The following is a 19,122-nucleotide window of genomic DNA, read 5'->3' on the forward strand; positions in this document are numbered from 1 at the left end:
AAAGGAAAGAACAAAATAGCGAAACACGGTGATGTATCACTTAGCCAATCAGCATTTGTTGTTAAACAATGCCCTTGTGATGCCAACGATAGGTTTTCCAGCGCCAATGATTAATCACACCACGAAGCACTTCATCTACGGCAAAGCAGGCCCAAGCGCCAATAATGCCCAGCTGCCAAGAGATAGAACATAAATAGATAATCGGCACTACCCCCCAGATAAAGGCAATGCCCACGGTGGCAGCAAAACGCCCATCACCTACCGCTTTTAGTGCCATTCCGGCAACAATATTAATCGCTCTAAAGGGCTCCATCACAATACAAATAATCAGTAACCACTTTGCATAAAAAGCCACTTGAGGGTCATCACTAAAAAAGCCGATTAAGGGCTGATACAAGTAAGCAAACACCGCCATATTCACAAAGGCGAATACCATCGACAAACTAATACAGCGATTATAGGTCGCGTCGACTTGTTGTAGTTTTCGAGCCCCCATGTGATGCGCCATGATAATTTGGCCCGCCGCAGCTAAAGACCAACTCACCGCCATTGAAATAAACAAGAAACGCAGCACAAAGGTATATGAAGAGACAGCCAAAACACCCAGGCTGGCTAGAATGCCGGCCACCACTATCTGCTGTAGAGTGTAATTGGCTGGTTCGGCGGCCGAGGGAATGGCGATTTTCATTAAAGGTTTAAACACCGCACGCATTTGCGGCACCATTGAGCGCGTAAATTCAAATTTCACTTGCGCTTTAATGTGCACAATCGCCATCACTACCAAACAGGCAATTGCATAAGACAATACGGTGCCTAAGGCAATGCCCTTTAACCCCATAGGGGCGATACCAAACCAACCAAAGAAGAAGGTCGCATTTAAGAAAATATTCAGCGCATTAGTGATTAACGACGCCAGCATATTCCAATTGGTCATCGCTTTAGCCGCCAAAATCGAGCCATAGGCGCAGCGTAAACCAAAGAAACCAAAGGTGAATGCCATAATAGCCAGATAGTCTGCAGCGTATACTTGCATACTATTGGGGAAGTTTAACCAACCACCAATATTGTCTGCATTTAGCCAAGTGAACACACTAAACGCCGTGCCAGCCACACCCAATAGCAATACGTTGGTCATGAATACAGGCACAACCTTGTGAAATTGCTTTGCGCCATAATATTGCGAGGCAGCAGCAGTGCCGCCGGTAGACAACATCGGCAAGACAAAAAAGCCAATCCACAAATAAGGCATCAATAAACCAGCGGTTGCCGCGACATCTTCACCAAGTAGGCTTAAAAAATAGATATCGGCCATCACAACCACTCCACTGGTCAGCTGCTCAATCAAAATGGGCCAAGCTAAGCTAAACAGTTTTAGTTTATTAACAGCGCCTTGTGGCATGGTCATCTTCCATTGATAAGCAACAAATCATTGTAACTAGCTGAGTAGACAGTCACCTTACTTTTTATCGTTTATCACTTATGTTTTTGGGTAAATTGTTATTAAGGGCCTCTTGGCCCGCCACCAATTGCCCAGAAAACGGTGGCTTATTGCTCAACACTGGCTAAACGCTCAGCCAAAAAGTCCATCAGTACTCGAATTTTTTTATTATGTTGTACATCGCGATGACACACTAAATAAATAGGTAGGGCGGGTAGTTTAAGCTCACCACAAACTTCGATTAAACCGGCCTGTTCACAGACAGGTTTATGGCTAACAACAATGCCCCCGTGATGCTTGGCTAGCTCTAGGTGTAACGGCATAAAATCGGTACGTAGCATGAACTGCTCGTTTTTGATGGGGATACCTAGTTGCCGACCGCCGTCTTCAAATTGAGGATCGCGGTCATAACCCAATACCCTATGAGCAAACAAATCTGATGCGCCGCTTGGCGTGCCATGTTGCGCTAAATACTGTTTACTCGCATAAAAGCCCAGCGGAATATCGAATAAATGGCGGCAAATAAGATCAAGTTGAGTAGGCGCAAACATACGAACCGCCACATCGGCATCACGTTTATCCAAATTGCTGGCGCGATTACTCACCTCTACCTCAACGGACACCTGCGGATAAGCCTGCATAAAATCGGGTAATATTTTAGGTAGATAATACAAGGCCACAGGCTCGTTAACCGCCAAGCGCACCCGCCCACTTAAGGTGTGCGCCTGCCCTGCAGCTAGTCGCTGTAAGCGTTCAGCACTGGCTTGCATGGTTTGGCACTCTTCTAACATCCCTCGGCCAAATTCAGTAAGCCGCAGGCCTTGGGTGCTTCGGTCAAATAAGGGCTGGCCTAACTGTTTTTCCATCGCTTGTAATTGGCGGCTCAAGGTGGGTTGTGACACCCTTAATTGCTCTGCGGCACGGCTTAAACTGCCCCACTGGGCGATGCTTAAAAAATATTGCCACCACTGCCAATTCTCGCCATTCATTTATGCATACCCATTGGTAATATTTTGCCATTCATTATTTGTTTATGAATATTAAAATAGACCTACAACGAATAGGAGGCAACATGAAAACAGCATTAATTTTAGGCATCACCGGTAATTTTGGTTTGCAAATGGCCTTAGCGCTAAAGGCCGAAGGCTGGCAGATCAAAGCCTTGATACGCGATCCATCCAAGGCCCCACAGTGGTTAGGCAAACAACACATACTGGTTGCAGATGCCTTAGATGAACCACAAGTGGCCGCCGCAGCCAGCGGCGTAGACTTGATTGTTTACGGGCTAAACCCTGCTTACCACCGCTGGCACAGCGACGCCATGAAGCTACTTGAACCGAGCATCACTGTGGCAGAGCGTTTAGGTTTACGGTTATTGTTTCCGGGCAATGTTTATAACTTTAGTCCCTGTGAGCAGCGCATCACAGAATCGCAAGGTATGCGGCCAGTGAGCGATAAAGGGGCCATTAGAGTCGCCATGGAGCAACGCTTAAAGCTGGCCACTCAACGCGGCGCCCTCGTCACGATTGTTAGGGCGGGTGATTTTATCGGGCCCAATACCCACTTAAGCTGGCTAGATATGCTAATTAAACGAAAACATGGCAAAACCACCATGGCTTTTCCACATAACAATCAGCATGTTCATTATTGGTCCTATCTGCCCGACCTATGCCACAACACCGCGAAACTGATGGCTATTCCTCAGGCTAATTTCGAAGTATGGCACGATCCTGGTTTAGCGCTCACGGCTGAACACTGGCAACAAGCCTTTGCCGCAAATGGACAAACACTTAACACCCGCAAATTTGCTTGGTGGGGGCTAGTGTTGATGGCGCCCTTTGTACCAACCATCAAAGAAGTGCTGAAAATGCGCTATTTGTGGCAACAGCCGGTAGTACTCGACGGTGAAAAAATGAAACGAGCCTTGCCACAAGGCTTTCAAGCCACCCCATTAGCCAGCATACTGACTCAACTACAGCCTGAAACATGAACATGAGTGACTTAACCAGCAGGCCTTATTTAATCAGCTTCTGTAGTAGCCGATCACAAGCTAGCTTTAAGGCTTGTAACTCTTCAAGCGGTAAATCGGCTTGGCATAACATTGCCTTTGGCACACTCTCTGCTGCTTGGCGTAACGCGGTGCCTTGCGGTGTGAGAGTGATAACGCGCACCCGCTCATCATGTTCACTACGAGCACGCAGCACTAAACTTTTGGCTTCAAGCCTTTTAAGTAGCGGCGTTAAAGTGCCCGAATCTAAGTGCACTCTTTCGCCCAAGCTTTTCACACTCACGCTATCGTGCTCCCACAACACCATCATCACTATGTACTGTAGATAAGTTAAGTCGAGTTTATCGAGTAATGGCCTATAAGCCCGCCCCATCGCATTTGACGCGCTATATAGAGAGAAGCAAAGTTGATTATCTAAGCGCAGGGCTAGCCCTTGGTCAGATTGCTCAGCAAATTTGCTCATTGTAACACTCCCTTAAAAATAAATTGTGCACAATATACTTGCAATTGCTTTCACTCTCAACTAAAGTTGCAAACAATTCAATTGCGCACAATCTAAATAATAGGATATCAATATGACAACGTTATACACTACTTCAGCTACCGCATTGGCAGGTCGTAACGGCCAAGTAACTACCGACGACAACAAACTCGACTTAGCCCTAAGCTACCCTAAAGAAATGGGTGGAAGTGGCGAAGCCACTAACCCAGAACAGCTATTTGCTGCTGGCTATGCTGCGTGTTTCTCAAACGCTATTCTACATGTAGCCAAAGAAGGCAAGGTAGCGATTAAAGCCGCACCTACCACTGCAACAGTAGGCATTGGCCCAAATGAAACGGGTGGTTTTGCCCTAACAGTTGCCCTAGCGGTAGAGCTAGATTTAGCGCAAGCAGCAGCAGTAGAGCTTGTCAAAGTAGCACACCAAGTATGCCCATACTCAAACGCTACCCGTGGCAACATTGATGTGAAGTTATCGGTAAACGGCCAAGCGCTATAAGCCTTACCGTTAAATCAAAAAAACCAAGCTTTGGCTTGGTTTTTTAGTTTTATTGTAAGCTTATGTGTCACTAGCGCTGGTTAACGTGTTTTTGTGCAAAGCCAATAGGCCGTATGCTAGCGCCCCTAACCTTAACCACACTTGTCTTGTGAAAAGTAACAAGGCGTTGGCCCCGCCAACAGCAACACATTTATTGACTATAGAAAGACGCCTCGGGCTTATTCAACACCTGAAAAAGTGTCGGCTACACGACAGCTATGTTTATCTGTTATATACCTGTTGCCTAAGTATATTTATGCACATCATTAATGCGCATAGGGTATCGGCATGAGAAACAACGACAAAACTCAGGCACCACAAAAGCCTACCAATTCGAGTCTTAACAGCGAGTTACTTGCTGAAGCTAGATTGCTGTTAGATAGTTAACGGCTTATCTAAGGTAAAATTTGTGAGCGTTTGCCCTGCTCTTGCCACTTGGTTTTCACGTATTTGCGTAAAGCCATGTTTCTCAAAAAAGGGCTTGGCCACTATTGAGGCGTCCACCCTTAAGTGCTCATAACCGCGTTGCTTGGCGATAGCTTCTATATGTTGGTACAAGCGAGTAGCCACACCTTGCGCTTGAAACCTTGGATGCACATAACAGCAATCAATATCGTTACCGTCTAACTCGATAAACCCCAGCAGTTGATCGCCCATTAAGGCCAGATAACATCGCTCACTGCTTAGACGCGCTTGCCACTGGTAATGGTCTATCGGTATAGGTGCCCAAGCTTGCTGTTGCTCAACTGAGTAGATGCTGCTGTCGATGGCATGCACCGCAGCGGTAAATAGCTCAGCAACCGCTGCTGCATATTCATTAGAATAGACTTCAATGGTAATCATTGCGCTGCGTCATTTTGTAGGAAACCTGAAGGTATTAATCATTAGTTTGGCTATGCAAAAACTCCAGATAGCCTCCAACTTGAGGGTGACCCGCTTTCTTCGCCAAGCTAAGCCATTTTACTGCTGCTTCATATTTAGCGCTCTCAGCGTAAATCATACCTAACTGGTATTGAGCACGAACATGTTCTTGCTCAGCAGCTAGCGTTAGATACTGTATTGCGCTTTCAGTGCTTTGAGCTCGCTCCAAACCATTGAGATAAATTAACCCTAAAGCGTACTGCGCCGAGGAGTCATCGCAATTTGCTTGCTCTTTTAACCAGCGAAGCTCTTCTTTTTTAATTTTAACATGGGCCACAGGGCTAACTGAGTCACCATGAAAAACATTGCTATATTGCCAATGGCTGATAAAAGCAGCGTCACCATTAGGGTTCTGATTAAAGAGTAAATAGTCATGATACAGTGAAGACAGATTAATAAACTCTACATTTTCCGTACTTGTTTTATATTCATTCATTAGCGCTTGAACAGATATGGATCCAACACCTTGATTAAATTGTAACTGTTGCTTCCATGCTCTAGCAAAATGACTATTGCGCATAGATGACGAATAAGTCCCTAAATCTGCACAGGCATGATAAGCATCAGTTTCTAATTTAACGCTTTCTACCGGTTTAATTGTAGAGCTGCAACCAAATAGCCCGGAGAGAGCGGTAAGCACTACTACAGCCTTTAACATTTTTAAATCCTTAAAATTAACTATAGATAAACCAATTTAGCCACGATTTTCTGCAGGCTTTGTAGAAATGGCGCACCGTGAGGCGTTAATAAATAGGCCAGCGCAGCACAATTTAGTAACACTGTTGCATAGTAAACCCAGCGAAAATCTTGTTTTTGAGTTTTATGCCGTAAAAATTGTTGGGCAAGCATAGCGCCCGGCCAACCACCGAGAAAGGCAAACACATGCAGTTTAAACTCTTGAACTCGCCAACGACCTGCTTGAGCAGCAGATTTATCAAGGGCATACAGGATAAAAGTGATGGTGCTCATGACCAAATATATAACCAGCAAGGCAGCGGGTACCTTCGCCGTTAACACCAAGCTGAGCAATAGCGCTAGAAACAATGCGGCTTTCAAACTGGCGGCTCGCGCTGCTTGATTGGGTTTATTGGCAAAGGCGGGTTTAGCACCCACTAATTTCAGCTGCTTAGCACAAGGTCTACCTTGCTTGTCGGTAGCTAAAGTATAGGTAAACCAATGACCGACTAGCTTATCGGGAGAACAACGCTGATCAACAAAGCCACTCCGGTGCACAAACACATCCTGGTTCCCCTCTGAGCCTTGGGGGTGCAAGAAACCAAAGCCTTTTTTACTGTTCCAGTTTAGTAATTTTCCTTTGGCCATCAGCTAGCATTTTTTCCTTTGGTCATTTGCGCGTTCGCATGTTGTTGAATTAACTCGGCCATCACTGGCTGGTGACTCGCTAAGCCATTAGCCACGCCTTGCTGGTTCTCTACACTTTGGTTTTGGCTAAGTTTGTACTTGGCTTGTAGGTTGTCGATGCTGATTTCGATACCCACTATCGCCTTGTTTAAGCCTTCGATAAATGTGGAGGGCGCATCGTTGATTTGCCAAGGCTTAGCTTGTGTTTGCTCATGGGCCTTGGTTAAACGTTGCAATAAATCAAGCTTCCATGTGCCATCGTCAATCGCGGTCATCAGGCCATTTACATGCACTGCTTGGTAATTCCAAGTGGGCACTACTTTAGGGTTAACCGCTTTAGTGGGGTAATAGTTAGGCGAAACATAAGCGCTCTCACCTTGAAACACCACCAATGTGGGCAGCGGGGTATCCAAGCGTTTAGCTAAAGGGTTGGCTCTAGCAATATGGCCTTGCAAACACCATTGACCCGCAAGGTTTTTGGCCAGCAATAAGGGAATATGTTCGGCCACCAAGCCCGTATCACTGAGCGTAGTGAGGCAAGCTAATGGGTAGTGGCCAATTAACTGCGATATATTTTTCCAGTCGTCTTGCTTGAACTGCTTGGGTAAGTGCATGGTTTATCTAACTCCCTGATTGTGAGTTAGATACTCTCATAAAAAACTACCAGCGAGCTAGCGCTGTTTTAACACTATCAATTAGCGCTTAAGGCGCATAAAACTCAATGTCTTTTTTTAAATTCATGGCATAACCAGCACTCGCCACCCCTTCAATTTGGGCATGTTGTACCAATAACTCACCTTCTATCCAAACAACTTGCCAAGGCTCAACCATATCAATGCCAGCGGCATGTTTCACATGAATAATTTGGTTAGGCGGTGGTGGCGGAAAATGTAAACAAGCGCCAAAGAATGGCACTAAGAAAAACTCAGTAATTTTGTCGCCATTGGTTTCTAAAGGCACCACAAACCCCGGCATACGCATGTTTTGGCCGTGTAGCGCTTGCACCATCGTACCTTGAGTATTTTGCTCTGCTTGCTGATCAAGAGACTGCTGATGGTTAACTTGAAATACTTGGCTAGTGCGCTCTAACTCTGGAACTAAACTCAGCCACGGGTTGCCCGATGCCTGACCAACAAAGCTGCACAACAAACCCAATAAAACAAAAATTCTCATTACTTTACCTATATGCCCCCGGACTAGCCGGGGGACATTGCTGAGTACTTATTGAGCGTCTAAGGCGCCACGTATAACATTATAAATCGCGGTATTTTCTACAGTGCGACCGACAAAGGCGTGTGAGTTGAGACCCCAAGAAGCAATTGGCACGTCTGCATTAGTGTGGCTTCCCCACTTCCAACTGACTTCTGGCACTTGACCAATACCGTTGGTTTTTTCTAATGCTAAGCCGCCCGTCTCATGGTCGGCGGTAACAATAACCATAGCGTCACTGCGCAATTCAGCCCAGTTCGCCACTTCTGCTACCGTTTTATCAAAGGCGATGGTTTCGTGAATGACACGCTCTTCGTCGTTGATATGGCCTGCAAAGTCGATTTGCGAGCCTTCAACCATCAGTACAAAGCCATTCGGATTTTTCGATAAGATCTCGATAGCTATCTCAGTCATTTCATTCAGCTGTGGAATGTCTTGCTCTGCATAGCTTTTCTGGCCTTCCATCGGCAATACATAGGGAATTTCGTCTTCACCAAAAATACCAGCGAATAAAATCTCTGCGTTTGGATCTGTCGCTGGCAATGCAGCCACCGCAGGAATTAGGTCCGTTTTGTTTTTAACCACAGTGTAACCAGCAGTTGTCGCTTCAGCGCTAATCACGTCTACGCCGTCAACTAGCTTGCTGCCACATAGGGTAACGTTAGGTTGAACATCACCGTACATGCTTTGTGACAAAGTCACGAAGTCATTACGGTTTGGACCATGCGAAGCAAAAGCGGCAGGCGTAGCGTGTACACAGTGTGACGTAGCAACAATACCTACTGATTTACCCAAGCTTTGTGCGTATTCCAAAATGGTTTCTAAATCAGAGCCATCACCAGGACGGGCTTGAGCAATAGTGCCTGAAATTACTTTACGGCCAGTGGCCATCGCAGTAGCGGCGGCGGCAGAGTCGGTGTAGTAATTCATGCCAAGCTCAGCAAGGTTTTCGTAGCCTAAGGTATCAGCACTGGCTGTTTTAATATCACCACGGTGTTTACCCGACTCTAGGAATAATGCCTCTCCTTGATAAGCGCGTGTAACATCTAACTGCGGGTATCCCATACCATCACCAATCATCATTACAATGTTATTGGCATTGTCTAGCTCAATGACATCCACGTCGTGGCTGGCGCTAGCTTCTGAAGTAAGGTCTTTGTTGGTAGTCAGCGTTACCGTGTAGCGACCTTCTGCATCGGCTGTGGCCATTTGGCGAACCGTGGCAGGCGTTTGCGTAGCATCATCACTCAAGCTTACAGTCATATCTCCTTCGGCATTCCAAGCGTAGCTTTGGGCAAAGGTACTACCGTCGGCGGTAATGTTTGTGGCAACATTAGCGGCAGTAATGGTGTCGTGGCCAATTACTGCTCTCACTTTAGCGATAGACAACGGCACAGCCAACTGGCCATCACCTAATATCGATAGTGAAAATACATAGCTCCCCGCTTCAACTTGGGCAGACATTTTGCCGCCAGGGTAAGTGGTTAAAGCCGATGCACCCTCGGTTAAGCTAATTGGCTGATTATCTAACGAACCATAGACGTTCGCTTTATCCATACCTTGGTGGACATTAAAGCTAACCGTACCCGCTTCAGCAAAAGTCACTTCAGCTTCGTAGTTACCTGCACCTTTATAAATGAATGCACTGCTATCAGTGGCGGTCCAATCGTTAAATGTGCCCACAATGTACATGGCTTCAGACAGTTTGTCGGCATCTGTGTCGGTAATGTTTTCAATCAACAAACTGGGGTTATTTATGCCCGCTGAAGAATCTAAAGTGAAACGATAAACTTGGTCTTCATCGCTGGCTACGGTGATGTCCATGTTTTGGTTACTAAAGTCGTCGTACTTACGCTGTAGTTCCATAGGGGTGTCGAATATTACTTCAGGATCAGCTTCATCACTAATCGCTAAGTCACGTTCCGCACTCCAGCTAGGATCAGAGATTTTGAATGAATACTCGCCCGGCTGCATGCTAAATAAGGCGATGTATTCGCCTTCGCCTTGATAATGCAGTTGCGCCTCAGGGCGAGATGACCAACTGTTCATTGAGCCCTTAATGTACAAACGGCAATCTTTAGCGGCATCTGCGGCTAACTCTTCGTCAGTACACTTAAATGGGCCTAAATCAATGGTGTCGGCGATCGGTGGATCTAGGTACACATATTCAGTGTCGTCTGAGCAACCCACTACCGTTGAAGCAATAGCGATCCCCGCGACGACTTTAATTACATTTCTAACTTGCATTAACTTTCCTTAATAAATATCAATATTGATTTATATATTTTTATGTGGGCTTATATTTATGCGTTTATTTTTGCTCACAACAAAAACATAGCACGATAAATTACCCACCATTTATTAAAGAAATATTAAAATGTGAAGCTAAACCAAAGAACACTCACAATAAAAATTTAATAAAAATCTCTTTACAAACATACATTTATGATCAAGGAAACCTTATCCCCTCAAGCTTAAGTATCACCCAGAGTTATTTTGTGAAAATAAAATAAAATAAATAACTTGATGCAGAATAATATCTTGAATTAACTAAAAACATAATACTAAAAGCATAAACCACGTCTAATCACGCAGCATGAAAATGCTTTCAAAATAAAAAGAATGGTATTAGTTTATTTTCACAATGATTATCGTTATTGGCTAACAATGCACATTTGGCAATTTCAAGCGGTTGATTTAAGAAACTGACTAAGAGAGGGGGTACTCATTACTGGAACACAAAGCTACACTTTAAAATTGGCGATACTGGCTTGGATTAAGTCACTTAGCTGGCCAACCTTAACTGCTTGCTCGGCGGTTTGCTCGGTTCCCTCTAAACTGCGCTGCGCGGCTGACTCTATATCTTGCATCTCATGAACCACCGTATCCGAAGTATGTAGCTGCGCATCACAAGCGGCACTCACATCATCTAACAAGCGGGTAATGTCACTGACAAGTTGATGGGTGGTTTCGACCGATTGCTGCATCTTCGACATCAGCTCAAAGCTGGCACTGGCTTGACTGCGGCCTTGGCGCATTTGACCTTCGGTTTTTTCCGCACCTTTCACTAGCTCATTCATCATCAGTTCAATTTGATCAGTCGACCCACGCGTTTGTTTGGCCAGATTACGTACTTCATCGGCAACCACTGCGAAGCCTCGCCCATGTTCACCCGCCCGGGCTGATTCAATGGCGGCATTTAATGCCAGTAAATTGGTTTGATCGGCAATATTGTTTATAACCTCTAAGATTTTACTGGCATCTTTACTGTTTTTTGCCAATTCACGCATATCTTCAGAAGCACTGTCGACTTGGTTTACCAAGTGCTTAATCTCTGTGGTTGCTGATTGGGTGAGCTGATTACCTTGATTGGATGCTTGATCGATGGCAATGGCCGACGAATCGGCACTGCGCACATGCTGAGCCACCTCATTAAAGCCTTGTGATAACTGACCAATATGCTTGCTCACCTCGCCAACCACTTGCTGCTGCTGGCCCATTTGATCTTTTGATTGTTGGGCTAACTGGTTTAGTTGACCGGCGGCGAGATTAAGCGCTGCAACATTTTGGTTAATGGTAGTCACTGTAGTTTGCAGCAGTTCAATAAATTGGTTAAAGGCTTGCGCTAGTTGCGCTAGCTCATCTTTCCCTTTTACGTTTAAACGCTGGGTAAGGTCCCCATCTCCTTGAGCAATGGCCTGCATCGCTTCCACCATAGTCACAATTGGCTGGCGAATTAAGCGAGTAATCAGCCAACCCATTAGCAAAGATATCACCACTATCGATAGGCCAAAGGCCATATTGGTCCATGCCGTTTGTTGTAACTGCTGGCTAATGGCTCGGCTCGACTCACTTAATACCTGCCACTGGCTTTGTTGGCTATTACCCGCCTGTTGCACCACTTGTTCGGCAGCAGGGTTAAGCAGCTCTTCCATCAGTAAGTGTTGTTCGAGCAACAGATCGAATAACCGACTGGCTGAATCAGCCAGTTGATTAACATTACTGGCAACTTGTCCAATCCACACTTTATGATGCTCTCGGTTTAAACCTTTGGTGAGATCGAGCAACGCATTCTGGGCACCAAACAATTCCAAATAAAAGCGGTCTTTACTGCGGCTGTCTTGACGCTTGAGGTGGCTCATTAACGCAATGGCCGACGCTTGAATATGGTTGGCGAGATTAATGGTGAGTCCCGGTAAACGGCCAGAATTAAGCGGGTCTAAGGTGGCATGAATATCAGAACTCTTGGCTAGGGCCTGTGGGACAACTTGGCTCAATACTAGGCTTTCTAAGCGGCTAACTTCGGCCAATAAAGGCACCAATTCATCAGCAAAATACTGGTCGAGTAATTGGCTATTGCTGGTAATTTGCTCGGCATTACTAAATCCAGCAAGATGGGGGCTGTTATCTAAGTTTTCGGCTTGCTCTGCTAATTGCTGATACGCATGCAGCAAATTGGGGTCTTCTGTTTGGCTATAACGAGATTGCACCACCAAACGCTGCAAAGCATTCACCGATAACTCTCCGGCTAAGCGCGCGCTAGGTTCTACATTCTCAGAAAAAGCGACGGCTTGCTGCTCAACATTTCTTAGTGCTGAGGTACTACTCCACAACATAATGCCAAGCAACAGAACGATACCGATTGGAATTAGGGCGATTTTTTGACTCAAGCTTAATTTGTCCATCATAGGGCTTTCGCTCCCACCATTGTCAACAGACCGCTACGCAATTGCTCAAGCTGAGCATAGGCCTGATTAGCATTAGTCACGCTGATTTGTGCTTGAGCCTCACTGTCTTGTTCAATTTGCAACAGGGTTTTGGCGCGATGTAATTCCGCCCGTAAATTGACGGTGGTATCTACCAGTTGGTAAATATTTGATTCGGCGGTAGGTAAACGGCCAGGCTTGCTTGGCTCAATGGCTAATTGGCGAAACAAACGCTCTAGCAAATACAAGCATTGAAAGGCCACAATATTGGCATCTGTGACTTCTCGATTCTGATAGGCGCTAACAGAAGCAAACTCTAGCGGCAGGTCTTTTTGCTGACTAATTTGCTGTAAATCGCCTTTAATGATGGTTAAGTTACGTGCCAGAGCAACGTTAGCCTCACGTTCAAGCAAATCAGCAAAAAGCTGCTCTATCATCACCAACTGCTGATAAACATCATTAACCGATTTCCCCAAAGGGCGCTCTATATCAGCAGTTTTAGCTAGCTGAAGTTTGCGGGTTACGCTGGCTAACTGCTGTTCTAAACTCTCTAAATAAGGCATCACGCTGCGCGGACGAATCACCGCGTAGGCAATGGCATCTACTGGGGTGGCTGCCACACCATGCTGGCTTTGTAGCTTTGCCGCCAGCTCATTGAGTTGCTGAGTTTTAAACACTAAATGAATGGCCAATTTGTCGGCAACAATTTGTGGCTCGCTGTTAAGCGCTGGCAGGTTTTTTTGAGCACGAATCACAGCCAATTGCTGGCTAATCTGCTGAGTTTTTTGATAGAGGTGATTATTGTTAACGATAGCCGCCATTGCAGCCGGCGTGAGCAGCAATAAATAAACGACCACTAAACAGTAACGCTTAAGAAATAACACCAGAATAGTCAAAATATAGCCTCGTCCTTGAGTGGGTATTTCAACACCGCTTTGTTTTACATTTCAGTGAAATTACAGACCTATCTTTCAAGCATAGGAATGTTTTAACGATATAGCCAAGCCCCCCGCTTCTGATAGCGGTAATCCGATAGCGCTAGGTTAAGACACAAGGTAGAGAGACACTAAAGTTGAAATAGGCGGGCGGCGTTTTGCTGCACTTGTTGTTGTAGCTCTGGTAGGGCTTGCTGGCGTAAATCAGCGACGCGCTGGTAGATGTGACCCAAATAACACGGTTCGTTGCGGCGACTTTTCGGTTTTGGCCTTAAGTCTCTAGGCAATAAATAGGGAGCGTCGGTTTCTAATAACAAACGATTAGCAGGGATCTCCTTTACGCGCTGTTGTAGATCTAGGCCACGGCGCTCGTCACATACCCAGCCGGTAATGCCGATGTATAAATCAAGGTCCAAGCAGGCTGTTAGGGCGCTTTTATCGCTAGTAAAGCAATGCAGAACCGCAGCCGGCAGTTTGTCTCGCCACGGTTTTAATATATCAATAAAGCGTTGGTGCGCATCACGCTCGTGCATCACCACTGGCATATTTAGCTCGGCAGCTAGGGCTAACTGCGCTTCAAAAATGGCTTCTTGTTGCGGGCGAGGAGAAAAATCACGATTGAAATCCAGGCCACATTCGCCCACAGCAAGCACCTGTGATTGAGCCAACAGGGGTGTTAAACCTTGAATTTGTTCAACAGAAACAGATTTTGCATCGTGCGGGTGAACACCAGCGGTGGCGTAGCAAAGCTGCGGCCACTGCAAGGCTAACTCGGCAACCACTTTGCTCTCGTCCATATCACTGGCCAATAGCAACATACCGCTTACGCCGGCTAACTGAGCGCGCTCAATCACGGCATCTCGGTCTTTATCAAACTGAGAACTACTTAGGTTTAAGGCTATATCAAACATCTGGCTAATTAGGCCTCTGTTTGTTCAGTGTCGTCATCTTTGCTCACATAAAATCGCGAGAAGAATAGACCCACCTCAAAGAGTAACCACATAGGTAAGGCCAACAGGGTTTGTGAAATTACATCTGGCGGCGTGAGTAACATGCCCACCACAAAAGCCCCTACAATTACATAAGCCCGTTTGCTGCGTAACTTTTCTGGTGACGTAGCGCCTGACCAACATAACAACACTGTGGCAACCGGGATCTCAAAAGCCAAACCAAAGGCAAAAAACAGCTTTAATACAAAGTCGAGGTAATTAGAGATATCGGTAGCAATGGTGACCCCTTCGGGCGCCACCGCAGTGAAAAAGGAAAATGCGAGCGGAAACACCACAAAAAAGGCAAATGCCACTCCAGCATAAAATAATACCCCAGAGCCGAAGACTAAAGGAATAAGCAACTTACGTTCATGCTGATATAAACCTGGCGCGATAAAGCTCCACGCTTGCGCCAACAAATAAGGCATCGCTAGAAATACCGACGCCACTAAAGTTAACTTAATCGGGGTAAAAAAGGGTGCGGCCACATCGGTGGCAATCATACTGGCATTGTCAGGCAATACCTGTAACAAAGGCTCAGCCACTAATGAATAGATGTCGTTTGCAAAATAAACGAGGCAAAGAAATACAATTAAACAGGCCATAACACCACGCAACAAGCGATTGCGTAACTCAACTAAATGCTCGATTAGGGGCTGCGCTGGGGCATCACTCATAAGTTATTTTTTATCTTCTTGGCTGGCTTCAGATGGCGGTTCGGCAGGCATTTTCACCGTGTCTGGCTGGTGCTGTTCTTCTGGTTCAACTTTTTGATAAGGTCGAGTCACCGACTCAGCGCGGGCTTTTAGCGTTTCAAAAGACTCGCTCAAATCACTGTTTAATGATTCAAGGCCCTGCTGCTCAGCTTTTTTTAGGTTTTGGTGCAACTCATCTAACTCGAGCTCTTGTTTTAACTCGGTAGTGACCGCCGACACCGACTGTTTAACCTTACGCACCACCGCCAATACACTGCGAATGGCACTCGGCAAGCGTTCGGGGCCTAAGACCACTAAGCCCATTATCGAGATCAACACTAATTCCCAAAAACCAATATCAAACATGCTTAACCTTGTTGGTCTTTTTCTTTGCTTTTACTGGCGTCTTCAGCCTGCTGTTTCTTTTGGTCAAGCTGCTCAGGGGTAGATTTTTCAGCTGGCTTAGTCTCATCATCACTCATCGCATTTTTAAAGCCTTTAACGGCAGAACCGAGATCGCCACCCATGTTGCGTAATTTCTTGGTTCCAAATAACAACACCACAATGACCGCTACGATCAACAGTTGCCAAATACTAATTCCACCCATTATTTTTTCCTTTTTGTTTCATCAGGCCAACAAGACCTTATTATCTATTTTAGTTGTTGCCAGCCAATAAACCCAGCTAACACACTGGCAGCCGTTAAGCCCAAGGCCAAGATTGGCAAGCTGGGGTAAATAACGGCTGCTGAAATCAAACTGGCTGCGCCCGCTAAGCCCAGCAATAAACTGCGTTGCCGTTGTTTTTGCTGCTGTAAATAGCGCTCGGTAAAGCGTTGAAACTTCAGTTGCTGCTGTTTAGCTAACTGCAGGTTATCATAAACCAACTCTGGTAGATGCGGCAGCGTTTCTAACCAATATGGCGCCTTTTCTTTCAAAGCTGAAAATACCGCTTCTGGCCCTACTTGTTTGCGCATCCAGCGCTCTAGAAATGGCTTGGCGGTCGCCCATAAATCAAGCTCTGGATATAGCTGACGGCCTAAGCCTTCAATATATAACAAGGTTTTTTGCAATAGTACCAGCTGTGGCTGTACTTGCATGTCAAATCGACGCGCGGTATTGAACAAGTTAAGTAATACATGACCAAAAGAGATCTCAGACAAGGGTTTTGCAAAGATAGGCTCACATACGGTGCGAATGGCAGCTTCAAATTCTTCCACTTTGGTATCTGAAGGCACCCAACCTGAATCAACATGCAATTGCGCCACTTTACGGTAGTCACGATTAAAAAAGGCCAAAAAGTTTTCGGCTAAGTAGCGCTGATCTTCTTTGTTTAAGGTCCCCACAATGCCACAATCTATCCCGATATACATCGGGTCTTCAGGGTGCTCTCGTGATACAAAAATATTGCCCGGATGCATGTCAGCATGAAAGAAGCTATCGCGAAACACTTGGGTAAAGAATACCTCTACGCCGCGCTCAGCCAACAACTTCATGTTGGTACCTTGCGCCTCTAGCTCGTCAATATTGGCCACCGGAATACCATAAATTCGCTCCATCACTAACAGTGTTTTACTGCAGTAGTCGCTATATACTTCCGGTACGTATAACTCTTTAGCATTAGTAAAGTTGCGACGTAGCTGAATCGCATTTGAGGCTTCGCGGGCTAAATCTAATTCATCAACAATGGTCTTACGATACTCTTCCACCACTTCTTTGGGGCGCAAGCGGCGACCATCGGCAAAAAAGCGGGCAAAAAAGCTAGCGACGCGTTGCATTAAGGCAATATCAGATAAGATAGTGGCTTCAATACCCGGGCGGATAATTTTAAGTACAACCTCGGCGCCATTTTCTTTTAAGCGAGCAGTGTGTACTTGCGCAATTGAAGCGGAGGCTAAGGGCTGCATATCGAAGTCATCAAATAACTGGTCGATAGGCTGTGCTAAGGCTAATTCGATTTGTTGTTTAGCCAACTCACCGCTAAAAGGAGAAACTTGATCTTGTAACAGCGCTAGCTCATTGGCAATATCAGGCGGCAGTAAATCCCGCCGAGTAGACATCATCTGACCAAACTTGATAAATACTGGGCCTAGCTCTTCCATGGCTAAGCGGATACGCTCGCCAGCAGGACGCTGTTGGTGCTGATTACGCCACCAAAAAACTAAGGCACGCAGCAAACGCAATGGCCAAGGCCAAAATCGTTTAGGCAATAATTGATCGATACCATAGTGGCAAAGAGTGCGATTAATTTGGCGAAAACGAGCAAACTCTTTAGGGGTCATTCACTCAATTCCTGGATACGCGCAGCCAAACTGTCGAGGTCTTTAGCTAATGTTTGCACTTGTTGCTGCCACGCTTGGTATTCCAACTGACCCACCAGCAATTTCCACTCTTCGCTGGCAAGTTCGGTGATTTTATCGGGGGCTTTGCTAAATGCACGGTTGAGCACGTCAGCCACCATACGGCCTTTAGACACCACTTGATATGCGGCTACATCACCAATGCGTTGTGATAATTTTTCTTCAAAATCAGGGTCGAGCTGCAAAAACAAATCAGCAAACTGTTGGGCCAATTTAATGTCACCTTCCAACTGCAATTTATCTTGTTTGATCAGGTTGGGAATTCGGTCAGCTTGTTTAAGCTCAGCCAAAGTAAACAAGGACATGCTCAAACTACAATCAGCCACCGCCTCATATTGGTTAAGCACATCGAGTTGTTGCTCGCTAATCACAAAATAAAAACACGGCAAAGGCTGGATTTTAATCGCTAACACTTTACCTGTTAGCTGGCTACGACGCTGGCTGCTGCTTTCATCGAGCGACAATACTTGATTACTGAGTGCTTCAACACCAGCGCTGATCAATGAAGATAAGGGCATAGGGGCCTCTTAGAATTTATAACCACGGTGTAAGGCAACTACACCACCGGTTAAGTTGTAATATTCAACGCCATCAAAGCCCGCATCTTGCATCATCTGTTTCAAGGTTTCTTGATCAGGGTGCATACGAATAGACTCGGCTAAATACTGATAACTTTCAGCGTCGTTGGCAATTAGCTGACCCATTTTAGGTAACAGATGAAATGAGTACGCATCGTAAACCTTACTCACCGCTTCGATTTCTGGTTTAGAGAATTCTAGTACCAATAAACGACCGCCCGGCTTAAGCACCCGATACATCGAACGCAAAGCCGCGTCTTTATCAGTCACGTTACGTAAACCGAAGCTAATGGTAATCACGTCAAAGGTATTGTCGGGGAACGGTAAGGCTTCTGCATTGGCTTGTACGTAACGTACGTTACCCACAATGCCTTTATCGCGTAGCTTGCTGCGACCCATTTTTAACATTGAGTCATTAATGTCAGCCAGTACAACCTCACCGCTACTACCAACAATTCGCGAAAACTTAGCGGTTAAATCACCGGTGCCACCAGCTAAATCTAACACTTTTTGACCAGGGCGAACGCCGCTGCAATCAATAGTAAAACGCTTCCATAAACGATGAATACCACCCGACATTAAGTCATTCATTACATCATATTTAGCTGCAACTGAATGGAATACTTCGGCAACCATGCCTACTTTTTCTTCACGGTTTACTGTTTTATAACCGAAATGGGTGGTTTCTTGCTCGACGCTCATGTTTGCTTCCTACTAATGCGATCTGTCGCTAGTGTACTGTAGCCAACCCAATGCTCCAAGGCTTGCACCGCTTAAGCTTCAGCTTTTTTGAAAAAACAGCGACCAACCTTAAAATATCAGTGCCTGAACAGCAATTTAACTTCTCTCAGGCTGTGGAGCCAGTATTGTTTATAACCTAATTCC

Annotated in this window: 20 protein-coding genes; 2 read left to right on the top strand and 18 right to left on the bottom strand. The window is 45.7% G+C overall.

The window, feature by feature from the left end; genetic code table 11:
• Nucleotides 1–61: 61 nt before the first annotated feature.
• Nucleotides 62–1,399 carry an MATE family efflux transporter gene (locus ACVFI8_RS09450; protein ID WP_457873681.1) on the bottom strand — a complete coding sequence of 446 codons (1,338 nt, stop codon included), beginning with the start codon at nucleotides 1,397–1,399 and terminating at the stop codon, nucleotides 62–64.
• 146 nt (nucleotides 1,400–1,545) lie between these two features.
• Nucleotides 1,546–2,427 carry a LysR family transcriptional regulator gene (locus ACVFI8_RS09455; RefSeq protein WP_457873682.1) on the bottom strand — a complete coding sequence of 294 codons (882 nt, stop codon included), beginning with the start codon at nucleotides 2,425–2,427 and terminating at the stop codon, nucleotides 1,546–1,548.
• 83 nt (nucleotides 2,428–2,510) lie between these two features.
• On the opposite strand from ACVFI8_RS09455, the gene ACVFI8_RS09460 reads away from it, so the two are divergent.
• Nucleotides 2,511–3,428 carry an NAD(P)H-binding protein gene (locus ACVFI8_RS09460; protein WP_457873683.1) on the top strand — a complete coding sequence of 306 codons (918 nt, stop codon included), beginning with the start codon at nucleotides 2,511–2,513 and terminating at the stop codon, nucleotides 3,426–3,428.
• A gap of 25 nt (nucleotides 3,429–3,453) precedes the next feature.
• Here ACVFI8_RS09460 and ACVFI8_RS09465 read toward each other — a convergent pair whose 3' ends face one another.
• The gene (locus ACVFI8_RS09465; protein WP_248713706.1) at nucleotides 3,454–3,909 is read right to left on the bottom strand and encodes a MarR family winged helix-turn-helix transcriptional regulator; all 456 of its coding nucleotides are present in this window, start codon (nucleotides 3,907–3,909) and stop codon (nucleotides 3,454–3,456) included.
• A 112-nt stretch (nucleotides 3,910–4,021) separates the two neighbouring features.
• Here ACVFI8_RS09465 and ACVFI8_RS09470 point away from each other — a divergent pair, with 112 nt between their 5' ends.
• The gene (locus tag ACVFI8_RS09470) at nucleotides 4,022–4,444 is read left to right on the top strand and encodes an organic hydroperoxide resistance protein (RefSeq protein ID WP_248713705.1); all 423 of its coding nucleotides are present in this window, start codon (nucleotides 4,022–4,024) and stop codon (nucleotides 4,442–4,444) included.
• Nucleotides 4,445–4,858: 414 nt separating this feature from the next.
• On the opposite strand, the gene ACVFI8_RS09475 is transcribed toward ACVFI8_RS09470, so the two are convergent.
• The 15 genes from ACVFI8_RS09475 to ubiE form a co-directional block, all read right to left on the bottom strand.
• A complete protein-coding gene (locus ACVFI8_RS09475; protein ID WP_457873684.1) occupies nucleotides 4,859–5,326 on the bottom strand; it encodes a GNAT family N-acetyltransferase in 468 nt (155 codons plus the stop codon).
• 34 nt (nucleotides 5,327–5,360) lie between these two features.
• Nucleotides 5,361–6,062, bottom strand: a complete 702-nt coding sequence (locus ACVFI8_RS09480; RefSeq protein ID WP_457873685.1) for a tetratricopeptide repeat protein — start codon at nucleotides 6,060–6,062, stop codon at nucleotides 5,361–5,363.
• 20 nt (nucleotides 6,063–6,082) lie between these two features.
• Entirely contained in the window at nucleotides 6,083–6,727 is a 645-nt protein-coding gene (locus tag ACVFI8_RS09485; RefSeq protein WP_457873686.1) for a DUF1294 domain-containing protein, read from the bottom strand.
• Nucleotides 6,727–7,380, bottom strand: coding sequence for an FMN-binding negative transcriptional regulator (locus ACVFI8_RS09490; protein WP_457873687.1), 654 nt, complete (start codon nucleotides 7,378–7,380; stop codon nucleotides 6,727–6,729). The genes ACVFI8_RS09485 and ACVFI8_RS09490 overlap by 1 nt, the downstream gene beginning before the upstream one ends.
• An 88-nt stretch (nucleotides 7,381–7,468) precedes the next feature.
• A complete protein-coding gene (locus ACVFI8_RS09495) occupies nucleotides 7,469–7,939 on the bottom strand; it encodes a DUF3299 domain-containing protein (RefSeq protein ID WP_457873688.1) in 471 nt (156 codons plus the stop codon).
• A 48-nt stretch (nucleotides 7,940–7,987) separates the two neighbouring features.
• Entirely contained in the window at nucleotides 7,988–10,222 is a 2,235-nt protein-coding gene (locus ACVFI8_RS09500; protein WP_457873689.1) for an alkaline phosphatase, read from the bottom strand.
• A gap of 497 nt (nucleotides 10,223–10,719) precedes the next feature.
• Entirely contained in the window at nucleotides 10,720–12,663 is a 1,944-nt protein-coding gene (locus tag ACVFI8_RS09505) for a methyl-accepting chemotaxis protein (RefSeq protein ID WP_457873690.1), read from the bottom strand.
• Nucleotides 12,660–13,577, bottom strand: a complete 918-nt coding sequence (locus ACVFI8_RS09510) for a hypothetical protein (protein WP_457873691.1) — start codon at nucleotides 13,575–13,577, stop codon at nucleotides 12,660–12,662. Before ACVFI8_RS09510 ends, ACVFI8_RS09505 begins: the two co-directional genes overlap by 4 nt.
• A gap of 170 nt (nucleotides 13,578–13,747) precedes the next feature.
• Complete coding sequence (locus ACVFI8_RS09515) at nucleotides 13,748–14,527, bottom strand: TatD family hydrolase (RefSeq protein WP_248713696.1); 780 nt, start codon at nucleotides 14,525–14,527, stop codon at nucleotides 13,748–13,750.
• A gap of 8 nt (nucleotides 14,528–14,535) precedes the next feature.
• Nucleotides 14,536–15,282: a twin-arginine translocase subunit TatC gene (gene tatC, locus ACVFI8_RS09520; RefSeq protein ID WP_248713695.1), complete on the bottom strand. Its 747-nt coding sequence runs from the start codon at nucleotides 15,280–15,282 to the stop codon at nucleotides 14,536–14,538.
• A 3-nt stretch (nucleotides 15,283–15,285) separates the two neighbouring features.
• Nucleotides 15,286–15,666, bottom strand: a complete 381-nt coding sequence (gene tatB / locus ACVFI8_RS09525; protein ID WP_457873692.1) for a Sec-independent protein translocase protein TatB — start codon at nucleotides 15,664–15,666, stop codon at nucleotides 15,286–15,288.
• 2 nt (nucleotides 15,667–15,668) lie between these two features.
• On the bottom strand, nucleotides 15,669–15,908 hold the full coding sequence (gene tatA, locus ACVFI8_RS09530; RefSeq protein ID WP_248713693.1) for a Sec-independent protein translocase subunit TatA: 240 nt from the start codon (nucleotides 15,906–15,908) through the stop codon (nucleotides 15,669–15,671).
• Nucleotides 15,909–15,952: 44 nt separating this feature from the next.
• Nucleotides 15,953–17,581 (bottom strand): ubiquinone biosynthesis regulatory protein kinase UbiB, encoded by a 1,629-nt coding sequence (gene ubiB, locus ACVFI8_RS09535; RefSeq protein WP_248713692.1) that lies wholly within the window; start codon nucleotides 17,579–17,581, stop codon nucleotides 15,953–15,955.
• A complete protein-coding gene (locus ACVFI8_RS09540) occupies nucleotides 17,578–18,177 on the bottom strand; it encodes a ubiquinone biosynthesis accessory factor UbiJ (protein WP_248713691.1) in 600 nt (199 codons plus the stop codon). The genes ubiB and ACVFI8_RS09540 overlap by 4 nt, the downstream gene beginning before the upstream one ends.
• A 9-nt stretch (nucleotides 18,178–18,186) precedes the next feature.
• Nucleotides 18,187–18,939: a bifunctional demethylmenaquinone methyltransferase/2-methoxy-6-polyprenyl-1,4-benzoquinol methylase UbiE gene (gene ubiE / locus ACVFI8_RS09545; RefSeq protein WP_248713690.1), complete on the bottom strand. Its 753-nt coding sequence runs from the start codon at nucleotides 18,937–18,939 to the stop codon at nucleotides 18,187–18,189.
• Nucleotides 18,940–19,122: the final 183 nt, after the last annotated feature.

Source organism: Agarivorans sp. MS3-6 (assembly GCF_054112545.1).